Raw genomic sequence first — 24,484 nt, 5'->3', positions numbered from 1 at the left:
CTGCGCGGAAAACAGCAGATTAGCATTACGTCACTGCACTGAATATCCCGCATTCGAAGCGCGGGATGCCGATCCGTCACACAGGACAATCCGATGATCTACACCGTGGAATGCACCTTCGCCGACCCTGCCGGCGAAGCCGAATGGAACGACTTCTACAGCCTCGAAAAGCTGCCGGCCCTCATCTCGGTCAGCGGCTTTCACACGTCGCAGCGTTTCAAGGCGATCGGCGCCGGCTGCCCCGTTTATCTGGCCGTTCACACGATCGATGGTCTCGGCGTGCTGACCGGCGATGAGTATCGGCGCAAAGGCGGCGGCAATTTCGCGCGCTGGCAGCAACACATCACCGACTGGCACCGCAATCTCTACAGCGATATCGGTCGTGCGCCGGCGGTCAATGCCGACGAACTGCTCGCGCTGAGCGCCAGCGGACCCGACCCGTTGATCGGATTGGGCCTGAAGCCGCTGGCCATGCAGGCCGTGGCGCTGGAGCGGTATCCGGCGCGCCGCTGGCTCGCGGTCCTGCCGCGGAGCGATGCCCCCGTCGCCGGGAACGTGCCGGCCGGCCTCGACCTGTACGCACCGATCACGGAGCAACTCGCAAAAGGGGCTTGCGATGCCTAACGTGACTTTCCATATCGATGCCCAACGCATGCCGCCTGACGCGCGCCTTGACGAACTGTCCGGCGACTGCATCGAACTCTGTACGGATGTTCTTCAGGCGGAGCCGCGGAACGTCCACGTCATCTACGTGGCGGTTCGGCACGGATGCGGGCATCCCATTTTCGCGGAAATCCAGTATCGCGGCGCGTCGCTTCGCTCGCCTGAGGTCATGCATGCATTCATGGAGGCGCTGGATCGCGCCGTCGTGCGCCGTACGGGCCTGACGGCGCGCATCCGTTGTTTCGGTCATGCCGAGCCGAACCTTCACGCCCGAAACTAGCCACTCCGGAGAAGCATGGTGTCCAACATGACGTTTCCCGGCCGGCGTGTCGGGGATTTCACGATCACCGCGATCAGCGACGGCTACCTGACGGCCAGCCTCGATGTCCTGTCGAATATCGACGTGGCCGACGCTGCCGGGATGCAGCGTGCGGCCGGCCAGCAGCAGCCGTCCGCCGTGCATATCAATTGCTACGTGGTGCGCGGAGCGGGCCGCACGATTCTCGTCGACGCAGGGGCTGGCGGCATCAAACAATGGGGCGGCCGCCTGAAGGACAATTTGTGGCTCGCCGGTATCGATCCTGCCGCGATCGACACCGTCCTGCTCACGCATGCCCATCCCGATCACGTCGGCGGGCTCGTGAATGCGGCCGGACAGGTTGCGTTTCCGAATGCGGAGCTGGTCGCGCATCGGCGCGAGGTCGAATTCTGGCGTGACGACGGCAATCTGAGCCGCGCCAGCGAGCGCGCCCGCGGCAATTTCCGGATCGCGCGTCAGGTATTCGACGCTTACGGCGACGCGCTCCGGGTCTTCGATGCAGGCGAGGTGCTGCCGGGAATCGCGGCCCTGCCGCTGCCGGGGCATACCGACGGACATACCGGATACGTGCTCGAATCCGGCGATCAGGGCCTGCTCGTGTGGGGCGATATCGTGCATTTTCCGCACATCCAGATCAAGCGGCCGGACGTGTCGATTGCGTTCGACCACGATGCGTCGCAGGCGGCGACGACGCGTTCGCGGCTGCTCGACCGGGTCAGCTCGGAACGGCTGCTGATCGCCGGCATGCATCTGGGAGAAGCGGGGTTCGCGCGAATCAGGAGAACGAACGGCGAATACGGCCTGTTTTACGAGACCGACGCGTGACGCGATGCCGGCGACCGGCGGGCGATGGTGAAGGACGCGTGGGAAAACGTTTGGCGGACCGCCGCCCACCCGCGCGACCCGTTGGCCGACGAGATCCGTTCGAGGTCCGGCGACGGCCGGTAGCCGCGCTGCTTCCGCCTCTCTCTGTCGCAATCGTCCAGATTCGCGTCGCGTGCGGATAAAAGCCGCCCGTTTCCCGCGCCGTTAACGTGTTCGCAGCCCCGCGCCGCGCATTGCGCGATGGCGCGCGTCGTTCGTGTCCGGAATTCACCTCCGCCGCTGGCCGTGCCCGGCCGGCTCAAGGGAACGTCATGCGAAAACAACTCACTATCCGTGGTGGCCTCCTCGCGACCATCGCTGGCTATACCGTGCTGCTCGTGCTGGTGGTCGGCGCCTGCATCGCGGCCCTCTACATGGGCAACGGCTCGCTCGAGGCGATGTATCGCGACGATACCGCGTCGCTGCTGCACCTGAAGACCAGCTCCGAGCGCATGCTCGTGCTGCGCGAACGCATGAGCGACGTCGCGCAGATCATCAGCGCCGGCCAGCCCGCGAAGGCGGAAGTCGCGCAGCTCCACACGCTGCTCAGGCAGAGCAACGACGAACTGGACGCGTACGCGCGGCTGCACGCGCGCGACGCCGGCGAACAGGCGCTGTTCGACACGCTGCAGACCCATCGTCGCGCGCTGCTCGACCGCGTGTTCATGAAGGCGCTGTCGCAGCTCGACGGCGACGACGCATTCAACTTTCTCGACACGCAGCGCACCGCGCCGCCCGCGCTGTTCGCGGCCTACCAGGCGGCGATCGACGCGCTCGAATCGTTCCAGGTCACGCGCCAGAAGGCGCGCTACGATGCGGCCGGCGTCAATTTCCACCGACTCGTGTGGGGGATGGGCGCGGTCGCGGTGCTGGCGCTCGTCGTCGGCTTCGTTGCGCAGCGTGTGCTCGCGAAGGCGATCATCGAGCCGATCAACCTCGCGGTCGATCAGTTCGAGAAAATCTCGAAAGGCGACCTGACCGGCGCGGTCGTCGTGCCGGGCGAGAACGAAATGGCGTATCTGCTGAACGCGCTGAAGCGGATGCAGGACGGCCTCGTCGATACCGTGAGCCAGGTGCGCGCGAGCACCGAGACGATCGTCGGCGACGTGCGCACGATCGCGAGCGGCAACGTCGACCTGTCCGCGCGCACCGAGCAGCAGGCCGTATCGCTGCAGCAGGCGGCCGCGAGCGTCGAGCAACTGACGGCGGCCGTGCGCCAGAACGCGGACAACGCGCGCGATGCGCGCACGTACGTCGAGGGCGCGGCCGGCATCGCGTCGCGCGGCGGCGAAGCGATGCAGCGCGTCGTCGAGACGATGTCCGAAATCTCGCAGAGCTCCACGCGCATCTCCGGCATCGTCGGCGTGATCGAGAGCATTGCGTTTCAGACGAACATTCTCGCGTTGAACGCCGCCGTCGAAGCCGCGCGCGCGGGCGAGCAGGGGCGCGGGTTCGCGGTCGTCGCGACCGAGGTGCGCGGGCTCGCGCAGCGCTGTGCCGCCGCGGCGAAGGAAATTCGCGAGCTGATCGGCCATTCCGCGCGACGCGTCGAAGACGGCAGCGGCCTCGTCGCGCTGGCCGGCTCGGCGATGGCCGAGCTCGTCGCGGCGGTCGAGCGCGTCAACGCGATCATGGGCGAAACCAGCCAGGCATTCGACGAGCAGTCGTCGGGCATCGAACAGGTGAACGCCGCAGTGATCCAGATGGAGCAGACGATGCAGCGCAATGCCGCGCTGGTCGAGGAGGCGGCGGCCGCGGCGCTGTCGCTCGACGAACAGGGCGCGCGGCTGAGCGCGGCGGTCGCGCAGTTCCGTCTGCGCGAAGCGGCGCTCGCGTGACGGGCCGCCCGGGACTCAAAGCGACCGCGCCTTCGTCTCCGGCAGCAGCAGCACAGCCAGCAGCACCACGCCATAGGCCGCGCCGGCGAAGATCGCGATCGCGGACGCGAGCCCCAGCGAATGGCTCAGCATGCCGACGAGGCTCGGAAACAGCGCGCCGATGCCGCGGCCGAAGTTGTACGTGAAGCTCTGCGCATTGCCGCGTACGGTCGACGGATACAGTTCCGTCAGGTATGCGCCGACCCCGCTGAAGATCCCGCAGGACGAGAAGCCCAGCGGAAAGCCAAGCCACAGCATCTGCGCATTCGAAAGCGGAAGCGTCAGGTACAGGCACACCGACGCGAGCGACAGCACCGAGAACAGCATGAAGTTGCGTCGGCGCCCCCACCAGTCGGACAGATACGCGCCGACGACATAGCCGCAGAACGACCCGACGACGATCACGAACAGATACGCGCCGGTGTCGAGCACGGACAGGTGCCGCTCGATCTTCAGGAAGGCCGGCAGCCACGTGGACATCGCATAGAAACCGCCCTGGATGCCGGTGCACAGCAGCGCGGCCAGCACGGTGCGGCGCGCGTGCGAACGCGAGAAGATCGTCCACACCGACGGCTGGCCCGCGCCTTGCCGGCGCGCGGCGTCGGCCTGCACGAACGCTTCCGGCTCCGCCACGTGCTTGCGCACATACAGCACGAGCAGCGCCGGCACGATGCCGACCCAGAACAGGCTGCGCCACGCGAGCGACTCGGGCAGCACCGAGAACGCGATGCCGTAGAGCACCGCCGCGCAGCCCCAGCCGACGGCCCAGCCGCTCTGCACGAGGCCGACCGCCTTGCCGCGATGGGCCGGTGCGACGGTCTCGCCGATCAGCACGGCGCCCACCGCCCATTCGCCGCCGAAGCCGAGTCCTTGCAGCGCGCGCAGCACGAAAATCTGTTCGAAGTCCTGCGCGAAGCCGATCGCGAGCGTGCAGACCGAGAACCACAGGATCGTGCCTTGCAATACCTTGACGCGCCCGTACCGGTCCGCGAGGATGCCGGCGATCCACCCGCCCACCGACGAGAAGATCAGCGTCACGGTGCTCAACAGCCCGGCCTTGCCGCGATCGAGGCCCCACAGGTCGATCAGCGAGGCCAGCACGAAGCTGAACACCATGAAATCGAACGCGTCGGTCGCCCAGCCGGCGAATGCGGCCTTGAAGGCGCGCTTGCCGGCCGGATCGAGTTCCGCGTACCAGGACGAGCGCCGTACGGCGCCCAGTGATGCTTGATCGGCTTGTCTCGTTGTCGTCATCGTTCTTGTTCGCCAGGTAGGAACGCCGCTATCGAAGCGCGGCAACCGAGGTGCGGGCGGCGAGCGCGCGCAGCACGACGTCCGGCGTGGCGGGGGCTTCGCGGATGCGTACGCCGGTTGCATGATGAATCGCATTCAGGATGGCCGCCGCCGTCGGAACCAGCGCCGGCTCGCCGATGCCTTTCGCGCCGTACGGGCCGATGGCCGTCGGCGCCTCGATGAAGATCGACTGCACGTCGGGCATGTCGTGCACCGTCGGAATCACGTAGTCATGCAGATTGTTGCCCTCGCCGGGGCGGTACTTCTCCATCAGCGCCATGCCGATGCCTTGCGCGACCGCGCCTTCGATCTGGCCTTCGAGCAGTGTCGGATTCACCATCCTGCCGACGTCGTGCGCGGCCACGACCTTCACCACGCGCACGCGCCCGCTGTCGCAATCAACCGCGACTTCCGCCATTTGCGCGCCGAACGCGTAGGTCGCGTACGGCGTGCCTTGCCCCGCCGCATCGAGCGACGTGGTGGGCGGATCGAAGCTTTCCTCGGCCGCGATCGCGTAGCCGTGCGCGTCGACCGGCAGCGCACGCAGATCGAGCGGACGGCCGTCGACGGCGATGCCGCACGCATCGGCCGAAATGCGCGCATCGGAAGCCGCGCCGGCGAACGCGAGCAGCCGGCGGCGCAGCATCGTGCCGGCGAGAAAGGCGGCGCGACCGGTGACGAGGGTCTGGCGCGACGCCGACGTGCGGCCGCAATCCGGCGACAGCGCGGTGTCCGGCCCGATGAAGTGCAGGCGGTCGACCGGCACGCCGAGTGCATCGGCGGCGATTTGCGGAATGACGGTGTTCGCGCCCTGGCCGGCGTCCACCGCGCCCTGGTGCAGGACGATCGTGCCGTCGGGCCGGATGCCGAAGCGCACGGTCGACGGGTTCGGCAACGCGGTGTTGCCGCAGCCGTAGAAGAAGGCGGCCACGCCGACGCCGTGGCGCAGATGCCCCGGCGACGCCGCATTGAGCGTCGCGAGCCGCGCGTGTGCGTCGCGCCACGCGGGGCGCAGCGCATCGAGGCACGCGACGAGCCCCACGCTGTCGTCGAGCACCTGGCCCGTCGGCAGCGCGTCGCCGGGCCGCAGCGCGTTCATCGCGCGGAATTCGAGCGGATCGATGCCGGTCGCGAACGCGAGCTCGTCGATCAGCTGTTCCTGGGACATCGTCGTCTGCGGCACGCCGAAGCCGCGAAAGGCGCCGGCCGGCGTGACGTGGGTATGAATCGCGCGCGAGCGCGCCGTGTAGTGGGGAATCACGTACGGACCGCCGGCATGCACGGGCACGCGGTTCGCGACGGCCGTTCCCCACGACGCGAACGCGCCGGTGTTGTAGTCGCCGTCGAACGTCACCGCGCGCAGCCGGCCGTCGGCATCGGCCGCCATGCTGGACGTGATGCGCGCCGGATGGCGCTTGGTCGACGTGGCCATCGATTCCTCGCGCGAGAACACCATCGCGACGGGCCGCCCGAGATGCCACGCCGCGATCGCGAGCAGCGGCTGGACCGTCATGTCCAGCTTGCCGCCGAAGCCGCCGCCGACCGCGGTCGCGACGACGCGCACCTGTTCGGGCGGGATCGCGAGAATGCGCGCGAGATCGGCGCGATGCGGATGCGGCGCTTGCGTCGACGAATGAATCTCGACGGTGTCGCCCACGCGTCTCGCCCAGCCGGCCTCCGGTTCGAGATACGCATGCTCGACGAAACTCGATGCGAACGTGGCCGTGACGACGTGGCGGGCGTCCCGTAACGCGCGCTCGGCATCGCCGCGGCGCACGAGCCCCTCGATCAGCACGTTGCCGGGGCGATCGGCGTGCAGTTGCGGGCTGTCGTCACGCCTCGCATCGTCGACCGCGAGAACCGGCTGCAGCGGTTCCCACCGCACCGGAAAGCGATCGAGGTCGAGCGCGGCGATCGCCGCGCGCTCGCCGACCACCAGCGCGACCGCTTCGAGATGGTGGCGCGCCTCGTGCTCCGCCAGCACGGGCTGGTCCGCATACGGCGTCGCGACGCCGTGCACGTTGAGGCCGGGCACGTCGGTGTGCGTGAGGATGCGATGCACGCCCGGATGCGCGTCGACGAATGCGGCGAGGTCGCCGAACGTGAAACGCGCGCGGTGATGCGGACAACGCACGGCGCGCAGGAACAGGCTGTCGGCCGGATACGCATCCGCGCCGAAGCGCTGGCTGCCGTCGACTTTCCCGGGGCCGTCGAGGCGCGTGAGCGGGACGCCGACGGACGGCCCTTCGGCCGGCGCGGGCGTCCGGCCGCGCGCGGCCGCCCCGCAGCCGACCTCGGTCACGGCATCGACGATCTTCTGGTAACCCGTGCAGCGGCACAGCACGCCGTCGATCGCGGCCCGCGCGCTCGCACGGTCGGTGACTTCGCCGGCGTCGATCGCGGCCGCCGCCGCGGTGAGCATGCCCGGCGTGCAAAAACCGCATTGCACCGCCTGATGGGCGAGCAACGCGTCCTGCAGGCGGCTGCCGCACCGCGTGCCGTCGGCCAGGCCTTCGACCGTGACGATGCGGCGCCCCGCGACCTGCGCGACGGGAATCAGGCACGCGTAGCGCGCCTCGCCGTCGACGATCACCGTGCAACTGCCGCAATCGCCCTGGCGGCACCCTTCCTTGGTGCCGAACTGGCGCAGGTCGGCGCGCAGGTGGTCGATCAGCCGCTGCGCGCGGTCTGCCGGCAGGCCGCGCCGCGTACCGTTGAGTTCGAACCAGTCCGGCTCGGGGCGAGCCGGAGCGCTGTCGTCCGCTGTCGTATCGCGTACGTCGGCAAGCGGGTCAGGCGGGGAGTGGGCCACGGGCGTTCTCCTCGATGCAGCATGTGAAGGCGCGCGACACGGCCAGCCGCGCGAGATGAAGGCGATGCGCTGCCGTCGCGCGGCAGTCGTCGACCGGCGTCAGCTCCGCGAGCGGCGCCGCTGCGATCGTGTCGGCCACGTCGTCGCACCGGCGGCCGGGCAGCGCGGCCTCGAGCGCCCGCATCCGGCGCGCGACGCCGGATGCGCCGCCCACGGCGACGGCCGCTGCCGCTATCGTGCCGGCGGCATCGATGCGCAGCCGCGCGGCGGCCGATACGACGGCGATCGCCGGGCCGTCGCGATTCGTGTATTTGATGAACGACGTGCGATCGTGCGCGGGCGGTTGTACGAACAGCACGGCAACCAGCAGTTCGTCCGCATCGCGCGCGACCACGCGATTGCCTAGCAGGAATTCGGCCAACGGCAAGCGGCGCACGCCGCGCACGCTCGCCAGTTCGACGTGCGCGTCGAGCGCGAGCAGCGCGGGGATGCCGTCCGCGACCGGCGACGCGTGGCACACGTTTCCGCCGATCGTTCCCTGCACCCGAATCTGCCGCGGCCCGATGGTGGCGGCGGCTTCCGTGAGCGCCGTCGGCAGCCATGCCGTGCGCGCGATCGCGGCCCACGTGCTGGCCGCGCCGATCCGGACGACGTCGTCGCGCAGCGCGATGCCGTGCAGCGCGTCGATGCGGCTGATGTCCAGCCATGACGACCGGGCAGGCACGAGCGCGAGCTCCGCGAAGACGTCCGTGGCCCCGCACACGATGCGCGGCCGCGGTTCGGCGGCGAGCGCGCCGAGTACTTCGTCGAGGGTGTGGGCGCGAAGATAGTTCATCACGACGGTGTGGGAATCTTCATGATTACGCGCGCCGATCTCGGCACGCAACGCATTCAATCGCCGGTCGATGCATCCTTGCGGACGACCCGCAGCACGCTGTCGATCACGAACGCTTCCCAGCGGCGCATGGCATCCGGCGCGTTCAGTTCCTCGCCGAGAAATGCGGACAGCGTATAACGGTTCGACGTATAAAAATACGCGGCCGAAATGATCAGGAGGAATACGTCGCGCGCGTTCAACCCGCTGCGGAACAACCCCTGTTCGACACCGCTGTCGAGAATCCGTGTGACGATCTGCACCGCGTGCGACGAATATTCGCCGCGCCGCTCGAGCTTCGACAAGTGCTTGCCCTGGTGCAGGTTCTCGGTATTGAGCAGCGTGATGAAATCGGGATTGCGCCAATAGTAGTCCAGTTTGAAGCGGATCACGGACTTCAGCGCTTCGACGGGATCGGAAGGATCGGGCGCCATCCTGAGCTCCGCCTCGTCCATCCGCCGGTAGATGCCCTCGAGCACCGCGACGAACAGCCCCTCCTTGCTCCCGTAGTAGTAGTAGATCATCCGGTCATAGGACTTCGCCAGCCTGGAAATCCGCTCCACGCTGCCGCCTTCGTAGCCGTAGCGCGCGAACACCTTGGTCGCCGCGCGCAGGATCTTGTCGCGGGTTTCCTGTGCCGCTGCCTCCCGGACACCGGTTCCGCGCACCGCCTTGCCTTTTGCTGCCTGAGTCATACCGTTCCTACACCGGCACAGCCGCATGGCCACGCCGCATGAAAATACCCGAGATGGCGGCATTCCTTGAATTTGATACAGGGAACGCTACATGAATGTGAGGATTCTACTGATCTCGCGAGCGGTGCGCAACAAAAGATAAATATCGATATGAATCAATGCTTTATCGTTGTGGTTTGGGGGTGGTTGGCCGGCGGATAACGCACTGGAAACGTATCTTCACATTTTTATTTCGAGAAAGTGCTGCTAACATTCGTTTGTGGAGTACTCACTACATGAAACGTAGAATTCAGGTCGGACGAGGCCGAAATCCGGTACGCGGGAGATAGACGCATGAACAACGAACTCGACGATTCCTGCAGCGCTTTCGCTGCGCGGACGGTGTGGAAATCGGCCGCCGACGCGGCCGGTCCCGACATGAGCCCGGTCCTCGACGAACTGATGGGTCGATCGCTGCTCGCGCCGGACATGCACGTGTTGCGTCACGTGTCGCGCGCGATGGCCGACGAGGTGCCGCCGGCGGCGCGCATCGGCGCGCTGCTCGATGCCGCGATGCACGGCGCGGCGGCCACGTGGGGGGCGATCGCGGTCCTGCGCGAAGGCGGCTGGGAGCGGGCCGCCGACGCGACCGGGCCGAATGCGCCGCGCCGGGAGCGACCGCCGGCCGATCGACTGCCGGTTCCGATCGTCGCCGCCGCCGTGCACCTGCGCAACGGGCTCGTGCTGCGCGATGCCTGCGCGGCCGACCAATGGCGCACCGACGACTACGTGCGCCGGCGCAAGCCGCGCGCGGTGATCTGCGTGCCGATCCGATGCAACGGCGCATTGCTCGGTGCGCTGTATCTCGAACACGGCGACTTGCCGGGCATCTTCACGCCGGCGAAGGTCGCGCTCGTGGAGATGATCGCGCTGCACGCGGGGTTCGTCCTGGAGAACCTGCGGTTGCGCGACGAGCTTGCCGTGCAGCACGCGCGGCTGTCCACGATGGAAGCGGCGATGCGCGACGCACAGTCCGAGATGGATCGCGTCGGCCGGCTCACCGCGTACGGCGAGCTGGCGGCGTCGATCGTGCACGAGGTCGCGCAGCCGGTCACGGCGATCGACACGTCCGCGCGCGCCGGGCTGAACTGGCTCGATCGCGGCGTGCCGAATATCGACGCGGCCCGCGAGATGCTCGCGCACATCTGCGCATGCGCGGTGCGTGCGCGGACCATCATCAGCGCGTTGCGCGCGAAGGCGCGGCAGGCGGCGCCGGTGTTCGCCGAGTTCGATCTCGCGGATGCACTGGGCGAGACGGCCGACATCCTGGAAAGCACGCTCGACGCGATGAAGGTGCGTTTGCGGATCGACGGATGCGCGGCGCCGCTGCCGATGCGCGGCGAACGCACGCAGTTGCAGCAGGCGATCATCAGCCTGCTGATGAACGGCGCCGAGTCCATGCTTCGCACGCCCGAGCACGAGCGTGTCATCGTACTGACGTGCGAGTCGGACCGGAACCGGGTGTGCATCCGGATCGACGATCGCGGCGACGGCTTCGATCCGCAGCTGGCCGCGCGTCTCTTCGAGCCGCTGTTCACCACGAAGCCGCACGGAATGGGCATGGGATTGTCGATCTGCAAATCCATCGTCGACGCGCATCACGGTCAGCTCGCGCTGACGCCGCGGCCGGACGGCGGAACGCGGGCGACGGTGACGCTTCCGCTGTTTCCGATGTGAGCGCGCCTGGTTCGACTGCGAGCGGATGCACATGAACGGACCGGATGCCTATACCAACGTATGCGATACCTCATGCCGATGCATCACCCCGAACACCTGCAGATGCTATGGAGCGCGTCGACGCATCCCCTTATGCTGGATCCACCGGTACACGGATCGCAACGGCGACGGTTCCGCGGCATGCGTCGTGCCCGATGCGCGAAGCTGCGCACGCGCGATCCGTTCGCATCGTGACGATGCACGTCACCGGCACATGCGTAGTGGTCGACTCGATACCAGACATCCAAGGAATCCATCATGAAACTCCGACACATCGTCGTAACCGGCGGCCTGGCCGTCGTCCTGATCGCCGGCGTCAACCTGCGCGCGTTCGCCGACGAGCGGCTCGATACGGCCGGCGCGAACGCCGCGGTCACGTCGACGCCGGCGGCCGGCACGTCGAAGAAGGCGGTACGGGCAGCCAACCGCACGTTCTCGCGCACGGTCGAGAAGGCGTTGTACCGGACGAAGGGGCTGGAAGGCATGCCGATCGCGGTGTTCGGCAACGCGGCGACCGGGCGCGTCACGCTGTCGGGCCAGATCACGAGCGAAGACCAGGATCGTCTGGCGGTCGAGGCGGCGCGCAAGGTGCGCGGCGTCACGTCGGTCAACAGCCGGCTCACGCTGCGCGAGGAAGGCGGCGCCTGAGCGACGCGCGGGCGCATGGCCGGCGGCATGCGTGCGCCCGCTTTCATACGACTGACCCGATCGGTGGGAGAAAGGGTGATGGCGACACTGCCTGAAGCAGACATCATGATTCGCACGTTGATCAATGTCCTCCATCCTTCGCTGGAGCAACGCGACGTGTGCCTGCAGGCGCAGCGCACGCGATACAAGTCGCGTCGCCTCGGCTTGCGCCTGGACGACGACGATCGCGCATTCGCGCGAGACGAGCCGCTTTCCGCGATCGCGGTGATCGAGCGCCTTTCGTCGTCGTTGATCAGCGTGTCATGGAGCGATGCGCGTTCGGGGCGATACACCGAGCAGATCTGGTGCAGGAGCCGCGCACGCGCGCCGGCGGTCTGCGCGTTGACGGGGCGCGCGATCGAGCGCGGTGACCGCGTGTTTCGTCCGCGCGCGAGCGATGTCTGCCTGAGTACCAATCGGCAGCGCATGATCCTCGCCGCGACCATTGCGCCATGCAGCGACGCACCGGTGCACGACGCGGTCGAGAGGGTCGAGGCGGCCGCGTGACGGGCCTACGCCGCATCGACCGTCACGACGATCAGGGACACGCCGCGAAGGCGCTCGGCCAGATCGAAATGGACGGGGCGCCCGCGCCACCAGCGCGCGATTCCGCTGCGGGCCCGGTGCCCGACGACGACGAGGTCGGCGCGCGTCGTCATCGCATGCGCGGCGACGGCATCGGCCGCACGTCCGAAGCGCACGAAGCCGCGCGCGACGATGCCGTCGTCGGCGAGCGTGCCGAGCGCGCGTTGCAGTTCGTCCCGGGCGAACTCCTCGAGACGACGGTGCGCGAGATCGCTGAGCAGCCCGGCCGACTGCGCGTTCGCGGTTGCCGGGTCGACCACGGCCACGACGTCGACCGCCGCGGACAGCGCGCGCGACAGCGCCGAACATCGCGCGAGCGCGGCCTGGGCCTCATCGGTTCCGTCATAGACGAGTAGCATCCTGGAAAGCGCTGACATGTGGGTTTCGAGTCGTGAAGGGTCGGGTGCCTCCGTCGTCGCGGAAGCGCTTGCCTACACTGAACACGCGACGCGCGCGGTTTATTCCGCGGCCGGTCGTGCAAGCCGCGCGTGCGCCGTGCCGGATGCATCGAGCGCGACGCGAATCGCTTTGCGCGCCCGCGATATCCGGCTCATGATGGTGCCGACCGGGACGTCCAGTGCGGCGGCGGCTTGCCGATAGCTGAGTCCGTCGATGCTGACGAGCAGCAGCGCGCTGCGCTGCGATGCCGGCAACCGCTCGACGGCGGCGAGGATCTGGCCGACGGCGACGCGCGTCTCGGATGCGGCGCGCGGATCGGCGACCGTCTCCGCCGCTGCGTGGCTCCATTCGAGCAGCAGGCGATCGCGATGATTGCGCCGGCGCAGTTCGTTGAGCCAGATCGAATGGATGATCGAGAAGACCCAGCTGACGGGCGATGTGCCGGCCCGCAACTGATGGGCGCGTTCGAGGGCGCAAAGGCAGGCGCGCTGCACGAGCTCGTCCGCGTCGTGTCGATTCGCGGTCAACCGCATCGCGAACGACCGCAGGCGCGGCAGCAGGTCGGGAAGCATCGTTGCAAGTTCGGTTCGCTTCATGGGAAGGCGGCGTGCCCGAAGCCGCGGGGGCAACGCGGTGACGGCGCGGATGCCGGCGGTGCGCGCCGGTACCCGGCCGGTTGGCAGGACGGGCGATCAATGCCCGGAATAGAGTTTCCTGAGCGCGTCGAGCTCGCCGTTCCGACGCGCGAGCGCGAGCTCGTGGCGGACTTCCGAGCGGGTCTTCGGCATCGCGGCGACGGGCGCCCATTGCGTGGCAGCCGGTGCGTCGTAACCGGCGGCGGCCGACTCGGCGGGGGACGCGGCGTACACCGATGCGGTGGTTGCAAGGGCGGCGAGCACGAAGGTGATTTTCGAGGCATTCATGTGAATCTCCTGGAGCGGGATGGATGGGAACGTCGTCGCGGCACCCGATGGCGACGCCCGAATGCGGCCGCCGCGTCGTGGTTGGCGTCAGGTGCCGCCGTGTGTGTATTGAGCGCCTGGCAGGTATCTCGCATGTGTCCGGTGCGCGCCGTTTTGCAAGGTCATGTATCGATGCGAAAACCCGATACATGCGGATACAGATGCGCGCGACGGCGGGCGCAAGCGGAGCGGGTCGGGCAGGCGCCGTTCGCGTTCGTCTGCGCGCTGGCGCCGCCGTACGCGCGAGTGCCGCGCGCGTGACGAAGTCGAGGCGGGGCATAAACCGCGGGTGCGCGGCCCGCGGTTGCCGCAGCGGAGGGCGGCTGGAATAATCCGCGGGGGGTGCGTGTTTTCAAGGGTGCCGCGCGCCGCGCGGCGTGCGTCGCGATGCCGTCGAACCGACCGCGGCCGCTCCAGCACATTCACAAGCGAAGAATTGCAATGCCCGAGATCAGAATGCCAAACGTGGCGCCTTCATCCGAAGACCAAAGCGGCCGTGTCGTCTACGTCGTCGACGACGACGAATTCGTGCGGGCCGCGTTGACCGGCCTGCTGCGCTCGATCGACCTGGAGGTGCACGCATTTGCGTCGACCGAAGCATTTCTCGCGGCGCCGAAGGGCAGCGGCCCGTCGTGCCTCGTGCTCGACGTGCGGTTGCGCGGGCAAAGCGGGATCGCGTTCCAGAAGTCGCTGGTCGAGAACGGCGGTCCGCAGATGCCGATCATCTTCATGACGGGGCACGGCGACATCGCGATGACGGTGAAGGCGATGAAGGCAGGCGCGGTGGATTTCCTGACCAAGCCGTTTCACGACCAGGAAATGATCGATGCAGTGGTGGCGGCGCTTGAGCGCGACGCGAAGCGCCTGGAGGCCAGCCAGTCGCTGCTCGACCTGCGCGCATGCTGGGAATCGCTGACGCCGCGCGAGCGCGAGGTGTTGCAACACGTCGCGACGGGGCTGATGAACAAGCAGGTGGCGGGGAACATGGGCATTGCGGAGATCACGGCGAAGATCCATCGCGGCCAGGCGATGCGCAAGATGAAATGCCGTTCGGTCGCCGAACTGGTGCGCAAGATGAGTGCGCTCGGCATCGAGCTGCCCGCCGGCGATTAGCATGAACCGGCCCGGGCCGAGCGCGGTCGGCGCAAGGCCGACCCATACGTAGATATGGTGGCGGCGCGGCAGCGCGCGGGTATGCTGGCGATCTGGATCGCAGTATGTGGGACGGGCCGGTCCGTTCCCCTCGCCATCAGCACGGATGCCTCTTTCACTCTCAGCCACCGATCTCGTAGCGATTGTCGACGACGACCCGTTCGTGCGCGCCGCCGTGAGAAGCCTCGTGCGGTCGCTGGGCGGGAACGCGTGCGAGTTCGCGTCGGGAGCGGCATTCCTCGCGTCGGACGTGTCGCGCCGCGCGGGTTGCCTGATCTGCGACGTCCAGATGCCGGCGATGGACGGCATCGACCTGCTGGCGCGGATCGACGCGCTGGGCCTGCGCATTCCCACGCTGTTCGTCACGGCGTTCGCGACGGCGCGCGAACGCGAGCGCGTGCGCGCGAGCACCGCGCTGTGCCTGCTTGAAAAGCCGCTCGATGCGCGGGAGCTCGAAACGTGGCTCGCGCGCGCGCTCGGTTACGTCTGATCGGCGGCCGTGCCGCGCTGCCAACCTAAACCTTCGTAGGGGATGAATGGCCGCTTGTTTGATGGTGCGCGGCCCCGCTGCGTGTTTTCATCTGTCTCGTACCGTCCGCGGCGACGGCGACAGGAGAACCAAGATGGCGAACTTTCCGACTTTATCGTCAGAAGCCTTGTTTGAGTCCAGGCTCACGCGCGCGCTGCGCACCCTCGTCCGCACGATCTTCGCGCATGCGCGCGAGTTCGTCGTCTGGCCGGTGCGCTTCATGCTCGCAGCCGGTGTGCTGCTGGCTGCGGCGGCGATGTACGACGTGCGCGCGATGCTCGCGCGCGCGTGGCAGACGGCGGCGACGCACGAGCTGTTGATCGCCGCTGCATTCGCGGGCCTGGTGGCACTGGTCGCGGCGGTACTGGGGCTGAAGCTGCTCCGCCTGATGAGACTGGACGCGACCGTCGGCCGCCTGGCCGATGCGATCGGGGACAACGGCATCGAATCGCTGCCCGACACGTTGATCCAGCGCGGTGCGCCGTCGGTGGCGAAACTCGCGCGCGCGATCGACGGCGCGCACCGCCAGCACGCCGAGCGCATGACGGAATTGCTGCACGTGCTGGCCGCCTATGCGCATGATCTGCGTACGCCGCTCACGCGGTTGATGCTGCGCAGCGGGATGCTGGAGGACGGCGCGTTGCGCGACGCGATCGAGCGCGATCTGGCGGAGATGAATGAGCTCGTCGAGGCGAGCCTTGTGTGCGCACGGCTGCAGTGCAGCGTGCCGGAGCCGCCGCGCCGCGTCGACGCCGATGCGCTGCTCGGTGCGCTGGTCGGCAACTATCGCGACGCCGGCCAGCGCATCGGCCTCGACGGACGCGTGGGCCTTCCGCTCGTGACCTTCCCGCATGCACTGCGCCGTGTGCTCGTCAACCTGATCGACAACGCATTGCGTTATGGGGACGACGTTCGCGTATGCGTGCAGGTCGACGCGCGGCGCGTGATGCTGACGGTCGTGGATTCCGGGCCGGGCATCGTGCCGGCGGAGCTCGAGGCGGTGTTCAAGCCGTGGTACCGCGCGCCGCAGACGGCCGCGCGTGCGCCGGGCTCGGGGCTCGGGCTCGCGATCGCGCGTCGGTTGACGCAGGCGATGCAGGGCGAACTGCAATTGAACAACCGCAGCACCGGCGGCCTCGAGGCGACAGTGACGCTGCCGCTTGCGGTCGCGTGAGCCGATACGGCATGTCGAAACGAACAGGGGGCGTGATGGACGGTGCGGACGCGATGTCCCCGCGCGTTGCGTCGTTCGTGCTGCTCGGCGCGCTGCTGACCGCGTGCGGATACGGCGCGACGTTCCTGCTGTCGATGCATTTCCGTTCGGCGGGCGGGGGCGAGATCGATACCGGCATCGCGCTCGTCCAGGCGCTGGTCGGTGCGCTGCTCGGCCTGCCGCTCGTCGCGTGGCTGGCCCGCTGGATCGGCACGGCCCGCACCACCGCGCTGGCCGCGCTCATGGTCGGCGCGGGCGTCGTCGGCTTCGCGCTGATCGGGCGCACCGGCTCGTTGAGCGCCGTGCCCGGGCTGCTCGTCGGAGTCGGCTGGGGCGGCTTCTATCTGGCCGCGCCGATGATGCTCGCCGAGCGCACCACCGATCACGAGCGCGAGCGCTGGTTCCTGCGGTTCGGGTCGTTCCAGATGGCCGGCGTCGGCGGCGGGCCGGCGGTTGCGGCGCTCGCGATACGCAACTGGCACTGGACGACCGGCACCGTGTTTTGCACCGTCGGCGGCTTGTGCGCGATGGCCGCGCTGATGCTCGAGTATTTCGGCCGCCTGTCGCCGGCGTCGCCGCCGGCCGCACGGCCGGCGCGCGAGCGGTGGGTTCGCGAGATGGCGGCGATCGCCCGCACGAACGCGATCTATCCGATCGCCATCATCGCGCTCGGCTCGAGCGTGTTCTCGGGGCTGATGACGTTCCAGATGTCGATGGCGACGGAAACCGGCGTGAAGGCCGGAACGTTCTTCGGCCTGTATTCGGCGACGGTCGTCATCATTCGCTGGCTGCTCGGCGCGCTCGTGATCCGGATGCGCGTCGACGCGACCACGCAGATCCTCCTCGGCTTCATGATCCTGAGCGTCGCGGTGACGTTCGCGGTGCCGCACAACGCGCTGCTTCACTCGGCCAGCGCCGTGCTGCTCGGCACCGGCTACGGCCTGATCTATCCGATCGTGCAGGCGCAAGCCGTCAACAGCGCGCACACGCGGCACCGGCACGCGGTGCTCACGTGGTTCGTCGCGGCCTATTTCGTCGGCGTGTTCGGCTTCCCGGCGCTCGGCAGCCTGGTGCTGGTCAACCTGGGCCGGACGATGCTGCTCACGCTCATCGCCGCATGCGGATTGGCGGCGCTGATACTTTCCATCGTCGAACACCGGAAGCGGATGGCGCCGGCGGCGTGCTGAGCCCCGTGCGCTATCGCGCCGCTGCCGGAGGTTGCGAGGCGGAGGGGGCGGGTTTCGCGTCGTCGGGGTTGTACGTGGCGTAGAGCTTGGTATAGCCGGGCGTGTCGAAATGCCCGGTCCATCCCTTCGGCAGCGTGACCGCTTCGCCGGTCTTCACGACCATCACCGAACCGTCGGACGACGTCAGTTTCACGCTGCCGGACAGGAAGTACAGGAATTCGTTGTACGGCAGCCCCTGCGGACCGGCGATTTCCTCGTGCGAGGGCCCGGATCGGTACACGCCGGTCTGGAAGGCCGTGTCGGTGGACGTGAACGTCACGGCATCCGCGCCGTGCCCGGGAGCGGCATCCTGCTTCGCCGCGTCGCCGCGCGCGAAGATGGCGCCCGCCAGGTCGGAGGCCGACGCCTTGATCGGCTTGATGGTCTGCGCGCACGCTGCATTCGAGATCGCGATGCCGGTGAAGACCAGCGTGGCGAGTGCATGTCGGTACATCGGTAGTCTCTCCGTGGAAGTTGTCCTGGACGATCACGCGAAAGGGTGCTCGCCGTTGCAGCGCCATTCTCCTGGAAAAACCTGTGCGTGGGCGAACCCATGTCGGCCGCGTGCCGACCGATTTGTATCGTATTGCGTACGTGCGCGGCATGGATACATCGCGATGCAGATGGAATATCCGGGCCGTCCAGCTGTTTACGGGCTGGAGGGGCGCTGCCCGGTCAATTTCGCCAACACCCATGCACACACGTCAGATACTGCAGTCGATCGACGCCGGCCCGGCGCAACAGCGGGGGGCTCGACGTCGATGACCGCCGCCGAACTGTCCGCGATGCTCCCTGCAATGCTGCCGCGGCTGTGGATTTTCGCGCTGCGCCTCGCCGGCGATCGGCACGATGCCGAGGATCTGGTGCAGTGTGCGTGCGTGCGCGCACTCGAACGCGCCCATCAGTTACAGCCGGAAACCGCGCCGCTCAGCTGGATGTTCTCCATCGTCCAGTCCACGTGGCTCAACGAGCTTCGCGCGCGCAGCGTGCGGCGGCGCGCGGGCATGGACTGGGACGATGAACTGCTGGAAACCGTGGCCGATCCCGCGGCGTCAACCTTCGAGCAGCAGGCGCTCGATGCACAGATCGTCCGGGCGGTGCAGCAGTTGCCGGAAGCGCAGCGCGTCGTCATGTTGCTGGTCGGCGTCGAGGGTTTCACGTACAGGGAAGCGGCCAACGTGCTCGACGTACCGCTCGGCACGGTCATGAGCCGGTTGTCGCGCGCACGCCAGGCGATCGGTGCGCTGTTCGGCGAGCAAGGCGCACCGCGTGCAACGCGCGCGGCGAATGCCGAAGACCAGGGGGCATGAAAATGGACGACATCCTGCTCATGGCATACGTGGATGGCGAACTTGCGCCGCATGAACGCGCCGAAGTCGACAGGGCGATCGAAACGTCGGCAGAGATCGCCGCGCGCGTTGCGTTGTTCGAAGCGTCGGTGTTGCCGTATCGGCGTGCGTTCGAGCGACAGCCGGTGCCGCCCGTGCCGCCGCGCCTCGTCCGCGAGGTCGACGGGCTCGCGCACGCGCATGCCGCGCCGGCGGCGCCGTTCGCGAACGCAGACGATCGGCGCGCGGCGGTGCCGGCATCGCCGCCCGAGCGCCGCGGGCCGTCGCCGCGGCCCGGGCGCTCACGCGTGCGCGCGATGGTGCCGTGGCTCGCGGTGGCCTTCGTCGCCGGCGCGTTCAGTTGCGGCGCCATCCTGCGCTATGCCCCGGACACGGCTGTGCGCGATGTCGCGGCACAGCGCGAATCCGTGACCGCGCAGGCGACGATGTCGCCATGGATCACGGCGGCCGTGAACTACCAGCAGCTTTACACGCGCGATACGGTGGCGTCCGACGCATCGAATCTCGCTGCCGTCGCGCGTACGGTCGACAGCGTTCACCGTGTCGACGGGCTGCCGATCCGGATTCCGGACTTGCGCGCGGCCGGTCTGACGTTCAAGCGCATCCAGCGCCTGAACTTCAACCGCAAGCCGCTCGTGCAGATCGTCTATCTGCCCGAGAAAGGCCTGCCCGTCGCGCTGTGCGTGATGAAGGACGAACGACCCGATACCGCGCCCGGCCGTCGGCAGGTCGGCAACATGGACGTCGTGACCTGGCGCCGGGCCAGCCTGGCCTATGCCCTGATCGCGGCGTCCGGCGAGACGGACCTCGGCGCGCTCGGCGAGCGGATCGCCGCCGATGAACGATCGTAAGCAACACGAAGGGGCACGCCGAGGTTGTCGGCACCGCGATGTCGCGATGGGGCGATCCCGTGCGGCGCGCGACGCCGCCGCTACGGCTTCACCGCATCGCGGGTGCGTGCCGGCATGGTCCGAACAGGCGTGACGGCGCGGCGCGTACAAACGGATACACGCCGGACAAATCCCGGATACATCGCCCGTTTCTAATCGATGCATGGATCGGCCGACGGCCGTCCTCACGACGCGCGATACCTGAACCCGTGGCGGGATGCGCGCGACCGACGAATCGAAACCGCAGACGGTTGGGGGAAACTGGACATGTCAGAGAATCGGGTTCCGCGCGAACTTGCGCATGCGAACGGCGCACCAGTCAGCAACAACGTGAACATCCAGACGGCCGGCCCGCGCGGCCCCGCGTTGCTGCAGGACGTCTGGCTGATCGAGAAGCTCGCGCACTTCGATCGCGAAGTGATCCCGGAGCGCCGGATGCATGCGAAGGGCGCCGGCGCATACGGCACCTTCACCGTGACGCACGACATTTCCCGGTATACGAAGGCGAAACTGTTCTCCGGGATCGGCAAGCAGACGCCGATGTTCGTCCGCTTCTCGACGGTGGCCGGCGAGCGCGGCGCGGCCGATGCGGAGCGCGACATCCGCGGCTTCGCGCTGAAGTTCTACACCGAGGAAGGGAATTGGGATATCGTCGGCAACAATACGCCGGTGTTCTTCTTTCGCGATCCGCTGCGCTTTCCCGATCTCAATCATGCCGTCAAGCGCGACCCGCGCACGGGCATGCGCAGCGCGGAAAACAACTGGGATTTCTGGACGCTGCTTCCCGAGGCGCTGCACCAGGTGACGATCGTCATGAGCGAGCGCGGCATTCCGCGCTCGTACCGGCACATGCACGGCTTCGGCAGCCATACCTACAGCATGATCAATGCGTCGAACGAACGGACGTGGGTGAAATTCCACTACCGCTCGCAGCAAGGCATCGAGAATCTGACCGATGCGCAGGCCGAGGCGCTGATCGCGAAGGACCGCGAAACCCATCAGCGCGATCTGTACGACAGCATCGAGGCCGGCAATTTCCCGCGCTGGACGCTGTACATTCAGGTGATGACCGATGCGCAGGCGAAAGCGTTCCGGTTCAACCCGTTCGACCTGACCAAGGTATGGCCGAAGGCCGAATTTCCGCTGATCGAGGTCGGCGAATTCGAACTGAACCGCAATCCGGACAATTTCTTCGCCGAGACGGAGCAGGCCGCGTTCTCGCCCGCGAACGTCGTGCCGGGCATCGGCTATTCGCCCGACCGGATGTTGCAGGCGCGCCTCTTTTCCTACGGCGATGCGCAGCGATACCGGCTCGGCGTGAACTTCGCGCATATTCCGGTGAACGCGCCGAAGTGCCCGTTCCACAGCTACCACCGCGACGGTGCGATGCGCACCGACGGTAATCTCGGCGGCGCGCCCGCGTACTGGCCCAACAGCAGCGGCGCGTGGTCGGACCGGCCGCAACTGGACGAACCGCCGCTCGAACTCGACGGCGCGGCCGCGCACTGGGATCATCGCGTCGATGACGACCATTACCAGCAGCCCGGCGATTTGTTCCGGCTGATGGACGCGCGGCAGCGGCAGCGTTTGTTCGACACCACCGCGCGGCAGATTGCCGGCGTGTCGCCGGCGGTGCGGCAGCGTCACATCGACAACTGCTCGCGGGCGGACCCGGCGTACGGTGCAGGCATCGCCGCCGCGCTCGAGCGATTGTTCGCCGAACGGGAATGACCGGCGGTATCCGGCCGTGCGCAACGGCAAACGCCGCGACCCGGTGACGAAGCGGGCTGACGGGGGAGCGGTGCGGCGAACCTGCGCGGCGCAAGCGCGTTTGCATCGACCGCCGCCCGTCACGCGCGGGCGGCGGCCTTCGCTTCGAGCATCTTCACGAGCAGATGGAGCGTCCGGTTGACCGGCGTATCGATGCCCGCGGCCAGCCCGCGCCGCACGATCGCGCCATTCAGGTGGTCGATCTCGCACGGTTTGCCACGCGCGAGATCCTGCGCGGTGGACGAATACTGGCCGGCGGGAATCGTCGCTTCGATTTGCGCGACGATCTCCGCCGGCCCCTCGGTGAAATGGACGCCTTCGGCGGCCGCCACGGCGAGACACTCGGCGACGGCCGCGCCCATCGTCGCGCGCAGCGCGTCGCGATGCGGCATCTCGCCGAGCGGCAGATGCACGATCGCGGAAATTGCGTTGTACGCGCAATTCAGCATGAACTTGCGCCAGAGCGTGGCGCGTACGTCGTCGTCAATCCGGGTCGGAATGCCCGCTTCGCGCAGCACGTGGGCGAGCCGTTCGCTGGACGGCGACGCCTCGATCGCGAGATCGCCGCGGCCGTGGTGCAGCAAATAGCCCGGGCCGGCCATCTCGCTCGCCACGTAGACGGCAGCCGAAATGACGGGGCGGTCGAGCTCGGCGCGCAGCAGCGCGGCGTTGTCCACGCCGTTCTGCAGACTGACCACGATCGCGTGCGGGGCCAGCACGTCGCGCAACGCGCGTGCCGCGTCGGCGGTATCGCCGGACTTCACGCAGACGAGGACGACCTCGGCCGATCGGGCCGCGTCGGTCTGGATCGATGCGTCGACCGGCACGCGCTGGTCGAACGTGCGCGTATGCAGGCGCAGGCCGTGGGCGCGGATCGCGTCGACGTGAAGCGGCCGGCCAATGAACACGACATCGTGGCCGTGCAGCGCGAGCATGCCGCCGAAGTAGCAGCCGACCGCGCCGGCGCCGAGTACCGCAAACTGCATGATTGCTCCAGAGGGGAAACCGTCGACGTGTCATGCATGCGGTATCCGCATGTGACGGGCCGGGCCAACGGGCCCACCCATTGGTATAGAACACGCGAATCGCGCCAACTATTCCCGATGGGGCGGCGATCGGTCTCGAACGGTGCGCCGAATCATCGCCACGCAATGGAATGACCGCTACTGCTCAGGTGTTGTTAGCCAGTAGCACGCCATCGGCGTCTCCCGCTTCCCCTTCCTCCGGACCTTTTTCAGAAGATGAATTCCACCCATCCGCTTTCGCTTCCGGCCGTACCGAACCGCCCGCTGACCGGCAGCGATCACCGAACGCTCGTGCTCGCGGCGCTGGGCGGCGCGCTCGAGTTCTACGACTTCGTGATTTACGTGTTCTTCGCGGCCGTCATCGGCCAGCTGTTCTTTCCGCCGGCGATTCCCGACTGGCTGCGCCAGTTGCAGACCTTCGGCATTTTTGCCGCCGGCTATCTCGCGCGCCCGCTCGGCGGCGTGGTGCTGGCTCACTTCGGCGATCTCGTCGGCCGCAAGCGGATGTTCACGCTGAGCGTGATGCTGATGGCGCTGCCGACGCTCGCGATGGGCCTGCTGCCGACCTACGCGTCCCTCGGGATCGCCGCGCCCGTGCTGCTGCTGGTGTGCCGGCTGTTGCAGGGTGCGGCGGTGGGCGGCGAAGTGCCCGGCGCGTGGGTGTTCGTGGCCGAGCACGTGCCGCCGCGTCATGTCGGCTACGCGTGCGGGCTGCTCACGGGCGGCTTGACGCTCGGCATCCTGCTCGGCTCGCTGATCGCGTCCGCGATCAACCATCACTATTCGCCGGCCGCGATCGACGCGTATGCGTGGCGGCTGCCGTTCGTCGCCGGCGGGTTGTTCGGCGTGCTGTCGGCGCTGTTGCGGCGCTGGCTCGACGAAACGCCCGTATTCGTCGAAATGAAGCGGAACCGGGCGCTCGTCGCCGAGGCGCCGTTGAAGACGGTACTGCGCGACCACGGCCGCGCGGTGATCGCGTCGATGATTCTCACCTGGACGCTCACCGCGGCGATCGTCGTCGTGATCCTGATGACGCCGACGCTCGTCGCCAAGCGCTTCCATATCGCGCCCGCGCTCGCGCTGCAGGCCAATTCGGCCGCGACGTTCTGCCTGACGATCGGATGCGTCGTCGCCGGGGCGATCGCGGGGCGAATCGGCACGGCGCGCACGATCTTCGTCGGCTGCCTGTTGCTGGGCGCATCGTTCTGGTTGATGGCCGCGCGGCTCGCCGTCGATGCGTCGCTGCTGCTGCCGCTTTACGCGACGTGCGGCTTCTTCGTCGGTGCGGTCGCGGCCATTCCGGTCGCGATGGTGCGCGCGTTTCCGCCGGCCGTACGCTTTTCCGGCATCTCGTTTTCGTACAACGTCGCGTATGCGCTGTTTGGCGGCCTTACGCCGGTGTTCGTGTCGTTGATGCTGAAGACGAATCCGCACGCGCCGGAATTGTACGTAGGCGTGCTCTGTGTCGCCGGCGCGCTGACGGGTTTCGCGTTGCGTCCCGCGCGGTAGCACCGCGGCCGCGCCACGCACGGCGCGCGGCCTTCC

24 protein-coding genes are annotated in these 24,484 nt (G+C 68.0%); 15 read left to right on the top strand and 9 right to left on the bottom strand.

What is annotated here, in order from left to right; translation table 11 throughout:
- Nucleotides 1-93 precede the first annotated feature (93 nt).
- From WS64_RS18190 to WS64_RS18175, 4 genes are all read left to right on the top strand, one after another.
- On the top strand, nt 94-624 hold the full coding sequence (locus tag WS64_RS18190; protein WP_060967204.1) for a hypothetical protein: 531 nt from the start codon (nt 94-96) through the stop codon (nt 622-624).
- Complete coding sequence (locus WS64_RS18185) at nt 617-943, top strand: hypothetical protein (RefSeq protein WP_060967203.1); 327 nt, start codon at nt 617-619, stop codon at nt 941-943. Before WS64_RS18190 ends, WS64_RS18185 begins: the two co-directional genes overlap by 8 nt.
- An 18-nt stretch (nt 944-961) precedes the next feature.
- Nucleotides 962-1,807, top strand: coding sequence for an MBL fold metallo-hydrolase (locus tag WS64_RS18180; RefSeq protein WP_060967490.1), 846 nt, complete (start codon nt 962-964; stop codon nt 1,805-1,807).
- A 311-nt stretch (nt 1,808-2,118) separates the two neighbouring features.
- Nucleotides 2,119-3,684 (top strand): methyl-accepting chemotaxis protein, encoded by a 1,566-nt coding sequence (locus WS64_RS18175; RefSeq protein WP_060967202.1) that lies wholly within the window; start codon nt 2,119-2,121, stop codon nt 3,682-3,684.
- Nucleotides 3,685-3,699: 15 nt separating this feature from the next.
- Here the strand turns inward: WS64_RS18175 and WS64_RS18170 are convergent, their stop codons facing one another.
- From WS64_RS18170 to WS64_RS18155, 4 genes are read right to left on the bottom strand one after another with little or no spacing between them, the layout of a single operon-like run.
- The gene (locus WS64_RS18170; protein WP_060967201.1) at nt 3,700-4,977 is read right to left on the bottom strand and encodes an MFS transporter; all 1,278 of its coding nucleotides are present in this window, start codon (nt 4,975-4,977) and stop codon (nt 3,700-3,702) included.
- A gap of 28 nt (nt 4,978-5,005) precedes the next feature.
- On the bottom strand, nt 5,006-7,828 hold the full coding sequence (locus WS64_RS18165) for a molybdopterin-dependent oxidoreductase (RefSeq protein WP_060967200.1): 2,823 nt from the start codon (nt 7,826-7,828) through the stop codon (nt 5,006-5,008).
- Nucleotides 7,809-8,663 carry an FAD binding domain-containing protein gene (locus WS64_RS18160; protein ID WP_060967489.1) on the bottom strand — a complete coding sequence of 285 codons (855 nt, stop codon included), beginning with the start codon at nt 8,661-8,663 and terminating at the stop codon, nt 7,809-7,811. The genes WS64_RS18165 and WS64_RS18160 overlap by 20 nt, the downstream gene beginning before the upstream one ends.
- 56 nt (nt 8,664-8,719) lie before the next feature.
- Nucleotides 8,720-9,397 (bottom strand): TetR/AcrR family transcriptional regulator, encoded by a 678-nt coding sequence (locus tag WS64_RS18155; protein ID WP_059579268.1) that lies wholly within the window; start codon nt 9,395-9,397, stop codon nt 8,720-8,722.
- Between the two features lie 333 nt (nt 9,398-9,730).
- Here WS64_RS18155 and WS64_RS18150 point away from each other — a divergent pair, with 333 nt between their 5' ends.
- The 3 genes from WS64_RS18150 (at nt 9,731) to WS64_RS18140 (ending at nt 12,346) form a co-directional block, all read left to right on the top strand.
- Nucleotides 9,731-11,113, top strand: coding sequence for a sensor histidine kinase (locus WS64_RS18150; RefSeq protein ID WP_060967199.1), 1,383 nt, complete (start codon nt 9,731-9,733; stop codon nt 11,111-11,113).
- Between the two features lie 297 nt (nt 11,114-11,410).
- Nucleotides 11,411-11,800, top strand: coding sequence for a BON domain-containing protein (locus tag WS64_RS18145; RefSeq protein WP_059579260.1), 390 nt, complete (start codon nt 11,411-11,413; stop codon nt 11,798-11,800).
- Nucleotides 11,801-11,815: 15 nt separating this feature from the next.
- Nucleotides 11,816-12,346 carry a DUF3331 domain-containing protein gene (locus tag WS64_RS18140; protein ID WP_244166615.1) on the top strand — a complete coding sequence of 177 codons (531 nt, stop codon included), beginning with the start codon at nt 11,816-11,818 and terminating at the stop codon, nt 12,344-12,346.
- Nucleotides 12,347-12,351: 5 nt separating this feature from the next.
- Here the strand turns inward: WS64_RS18140 and WS64_RS18135 are convergent, their stop codons facing one another.
- The 3 genes from WS64_RS18135 to WS64_RS18125 form a co-directional block, all read right to left on the bottom strand.
- Complete coding sequence (locus WS64_RS18135) at nt 12,352-12,801, bottom strand: universal stress protein (protein ID WP_226094162.1); 450 nt, start codon at nt 12,799-12,801, stop codon at nt 12,352-12,354.
- A gap of 81 nt (nt 12,802-12,882) precedes the next feature.
- Entirely contained in the window at nt 12,883-13,419 is a 537-nt protein-coding gene (locus tag WS64_RS18130) for an RNA polymerase sigma factor (RefSeq protein WP_060967197.1), read from the bottom strand.
- Between the two features lie 96 nt (nt 13,420-13,515).
- Nucleotides 13,516-13,746 (bottom strand): DUF4148 domain-containing protein, encoded by a 231-nt coding sequence (locus WS64_RS18125; RefSeq protein WP_059638997.1) that lies wholly within the window; start codon nt 13,744-13,746, stop codon nt 13,516-13,518.
- Between the two features lie 480 nt (nt 13,747-14,226).
- Here WS64_RS18125 and WS64_RS18120 point away from each other — a divergent pair, with 480 nt between their 5' ends.
- From WS64_RS18120 to WS64_RS18105, 4 genes are all read left to right on the top strand, one after another.
- On the top strand, nt 14,227-14,898 hold the full coding sequence (locus WS64_RS18120) for a response regulator transcription factor (protein WP_059638998.1): 672 nt from the start codon (nt 14,227-14,229) through the stop codon (nt 14,896-14,898).
- Nucleotides 14,899-15,043: 145 nt separating this feature from the next.
- Nucleotides 15,044-15,427, top strand: coding sequence for a response regulator transcription factor (locus WS64_RS18115; RefSeq protein WP_059579247.1), 384 nt, complete (start codon nt 15,044-15,046; stop codon nt 15,425-15,427).
- 133 nt (nt 15,428-15,560) lie between these two features.
- Nucleotides 15,561-16,640 (top strand): sensor histidine kinase, encoded by a 1,080-nt coding sequence (locus WS64_RS18110; protein ID WP_060967196.1) that lies wholly within the window; start codon nt 15,561-15,563, stop codon nt 16,638-16,640.
- Nucleotides 16,641-16,651: 11 nt separating this feature from the next.
- A complete protein-coding gene (locus WS64_RS18105; RefSeq protein ID WP_244166614.1) occupies nt 16,652-17,866 on the top strand; it encodes an MFS transporter in 1,215 nt (404 codons plus the stop codon).
- Nucleotides 17,867-17,876: 10 nt separating this feature from the next.
- On the opposite strand, the gene WS64_RS18100 is transcribed toward WS64_RS18105, so the two are convergent.
- Nucleotides 17,877-18,359 (bottom strand): cupin domain-containing protein, encoded by a 483-nt coding sequence (locus WS64_RS18100; protein WP_059639000.1) that lies wholly within the window; start codon nt 18,357-18,359, stop codon nt 17,877-17,879.
- Between the two features lie 307 nt (nt 18,360-18,666).
- On the opposite strand from WS64_RS18100, the gene WS64_RS18095 reads away from it, so the two are divergent.
- The 3 genes from WS64_RS18095 to WS64_RS18085 all read left to right on the top strand — a co-directional run bounded on the left by WS64_RS18095 (nt 18,667) and on the right by WS64_RS18085 (nt 21,875).
- Nucleotides 18,667-19,215 carry an RNA polymerase sigma factor gene (locus tag WS64_RS18095; protein ID WP_059639001.1) on the top strand — a complete coding sequence of 183 codons (549 nt, stop codon included), beginning with the start codon at nt 18,667-18,669 and terminating at the stop codon, nt 19,213-19,215.
- Between the two features lie 20 nt (nt 19,216-19,235).
- Nucleotides 19,236-20,105: an anti-sigma factor gene (locus WS64_RS18090; RefSeq protein ID WP_244166613.1), complete on the top strand. Its 870-nt coding sequence runs from the start codon at nt 19,236-19,238 to the stop codon at nt 20,103-20,105.
- Between the two features lie 306 nt (nt 20,106-20,411).
- On the top strand, nt 20,412-21,875 hold the full coding sequence (locus WS64_RS18085; RefSeq protein WP_059639003.1) for a catalase: 1,464 nt from the start codon (nt 20,412-20,414) through the stop codon (nt 21,873-21,875).
- A 119-nt stretch (nt 21,876-21,994) separates the two neighbouring features.
- Here WS64_RS18085 and WS64_RS18080 read toward each other — a convergent pair whose 3' ends face one another.
- Nucleotides 21,995-22,900, bottom strand: a complete 906-nt coding sequence (locus tag WS64_RS18080; RefSeq protein ID WP_060967194.1) for a ketopantoate reductase family protein — start codon at nt 22,898-22,900, stop codon at nt 21,995-21,997.
- Nucleotides 22,901-23,155: 255 nt separating this feature from the next.
- On the opposite strand from WS64_RS18080, the gene WS64_RS18075 reads away from it, so the two are divergent.
- Nucleotides 23,156-24,448, top strand: a complete 1,293-nt coding sequence (locus tag WS64_RS18075) for an MFS transporter (protein WP_060967193.1) — start codon at nt 23,156-23,158, stop codon at nt 24,446-24,448.
- Nucleotides 24,449-24,484: the final 36 nt, after the last annotated feature.

Source organism: Burkholderia anthina (assembly GCF_001547525.1).
Lineage (GTDB): Bacteria > Pseudomonadota > Gammaproteobacteria > Burkholderiales > Burkholderiaceae > Burkholderia > Burkholderia semiarida.
Note: the sequence above shows the minus strand (reverse complement) of the source record. Positions and strands in the feature narration are given on the sequence as shown.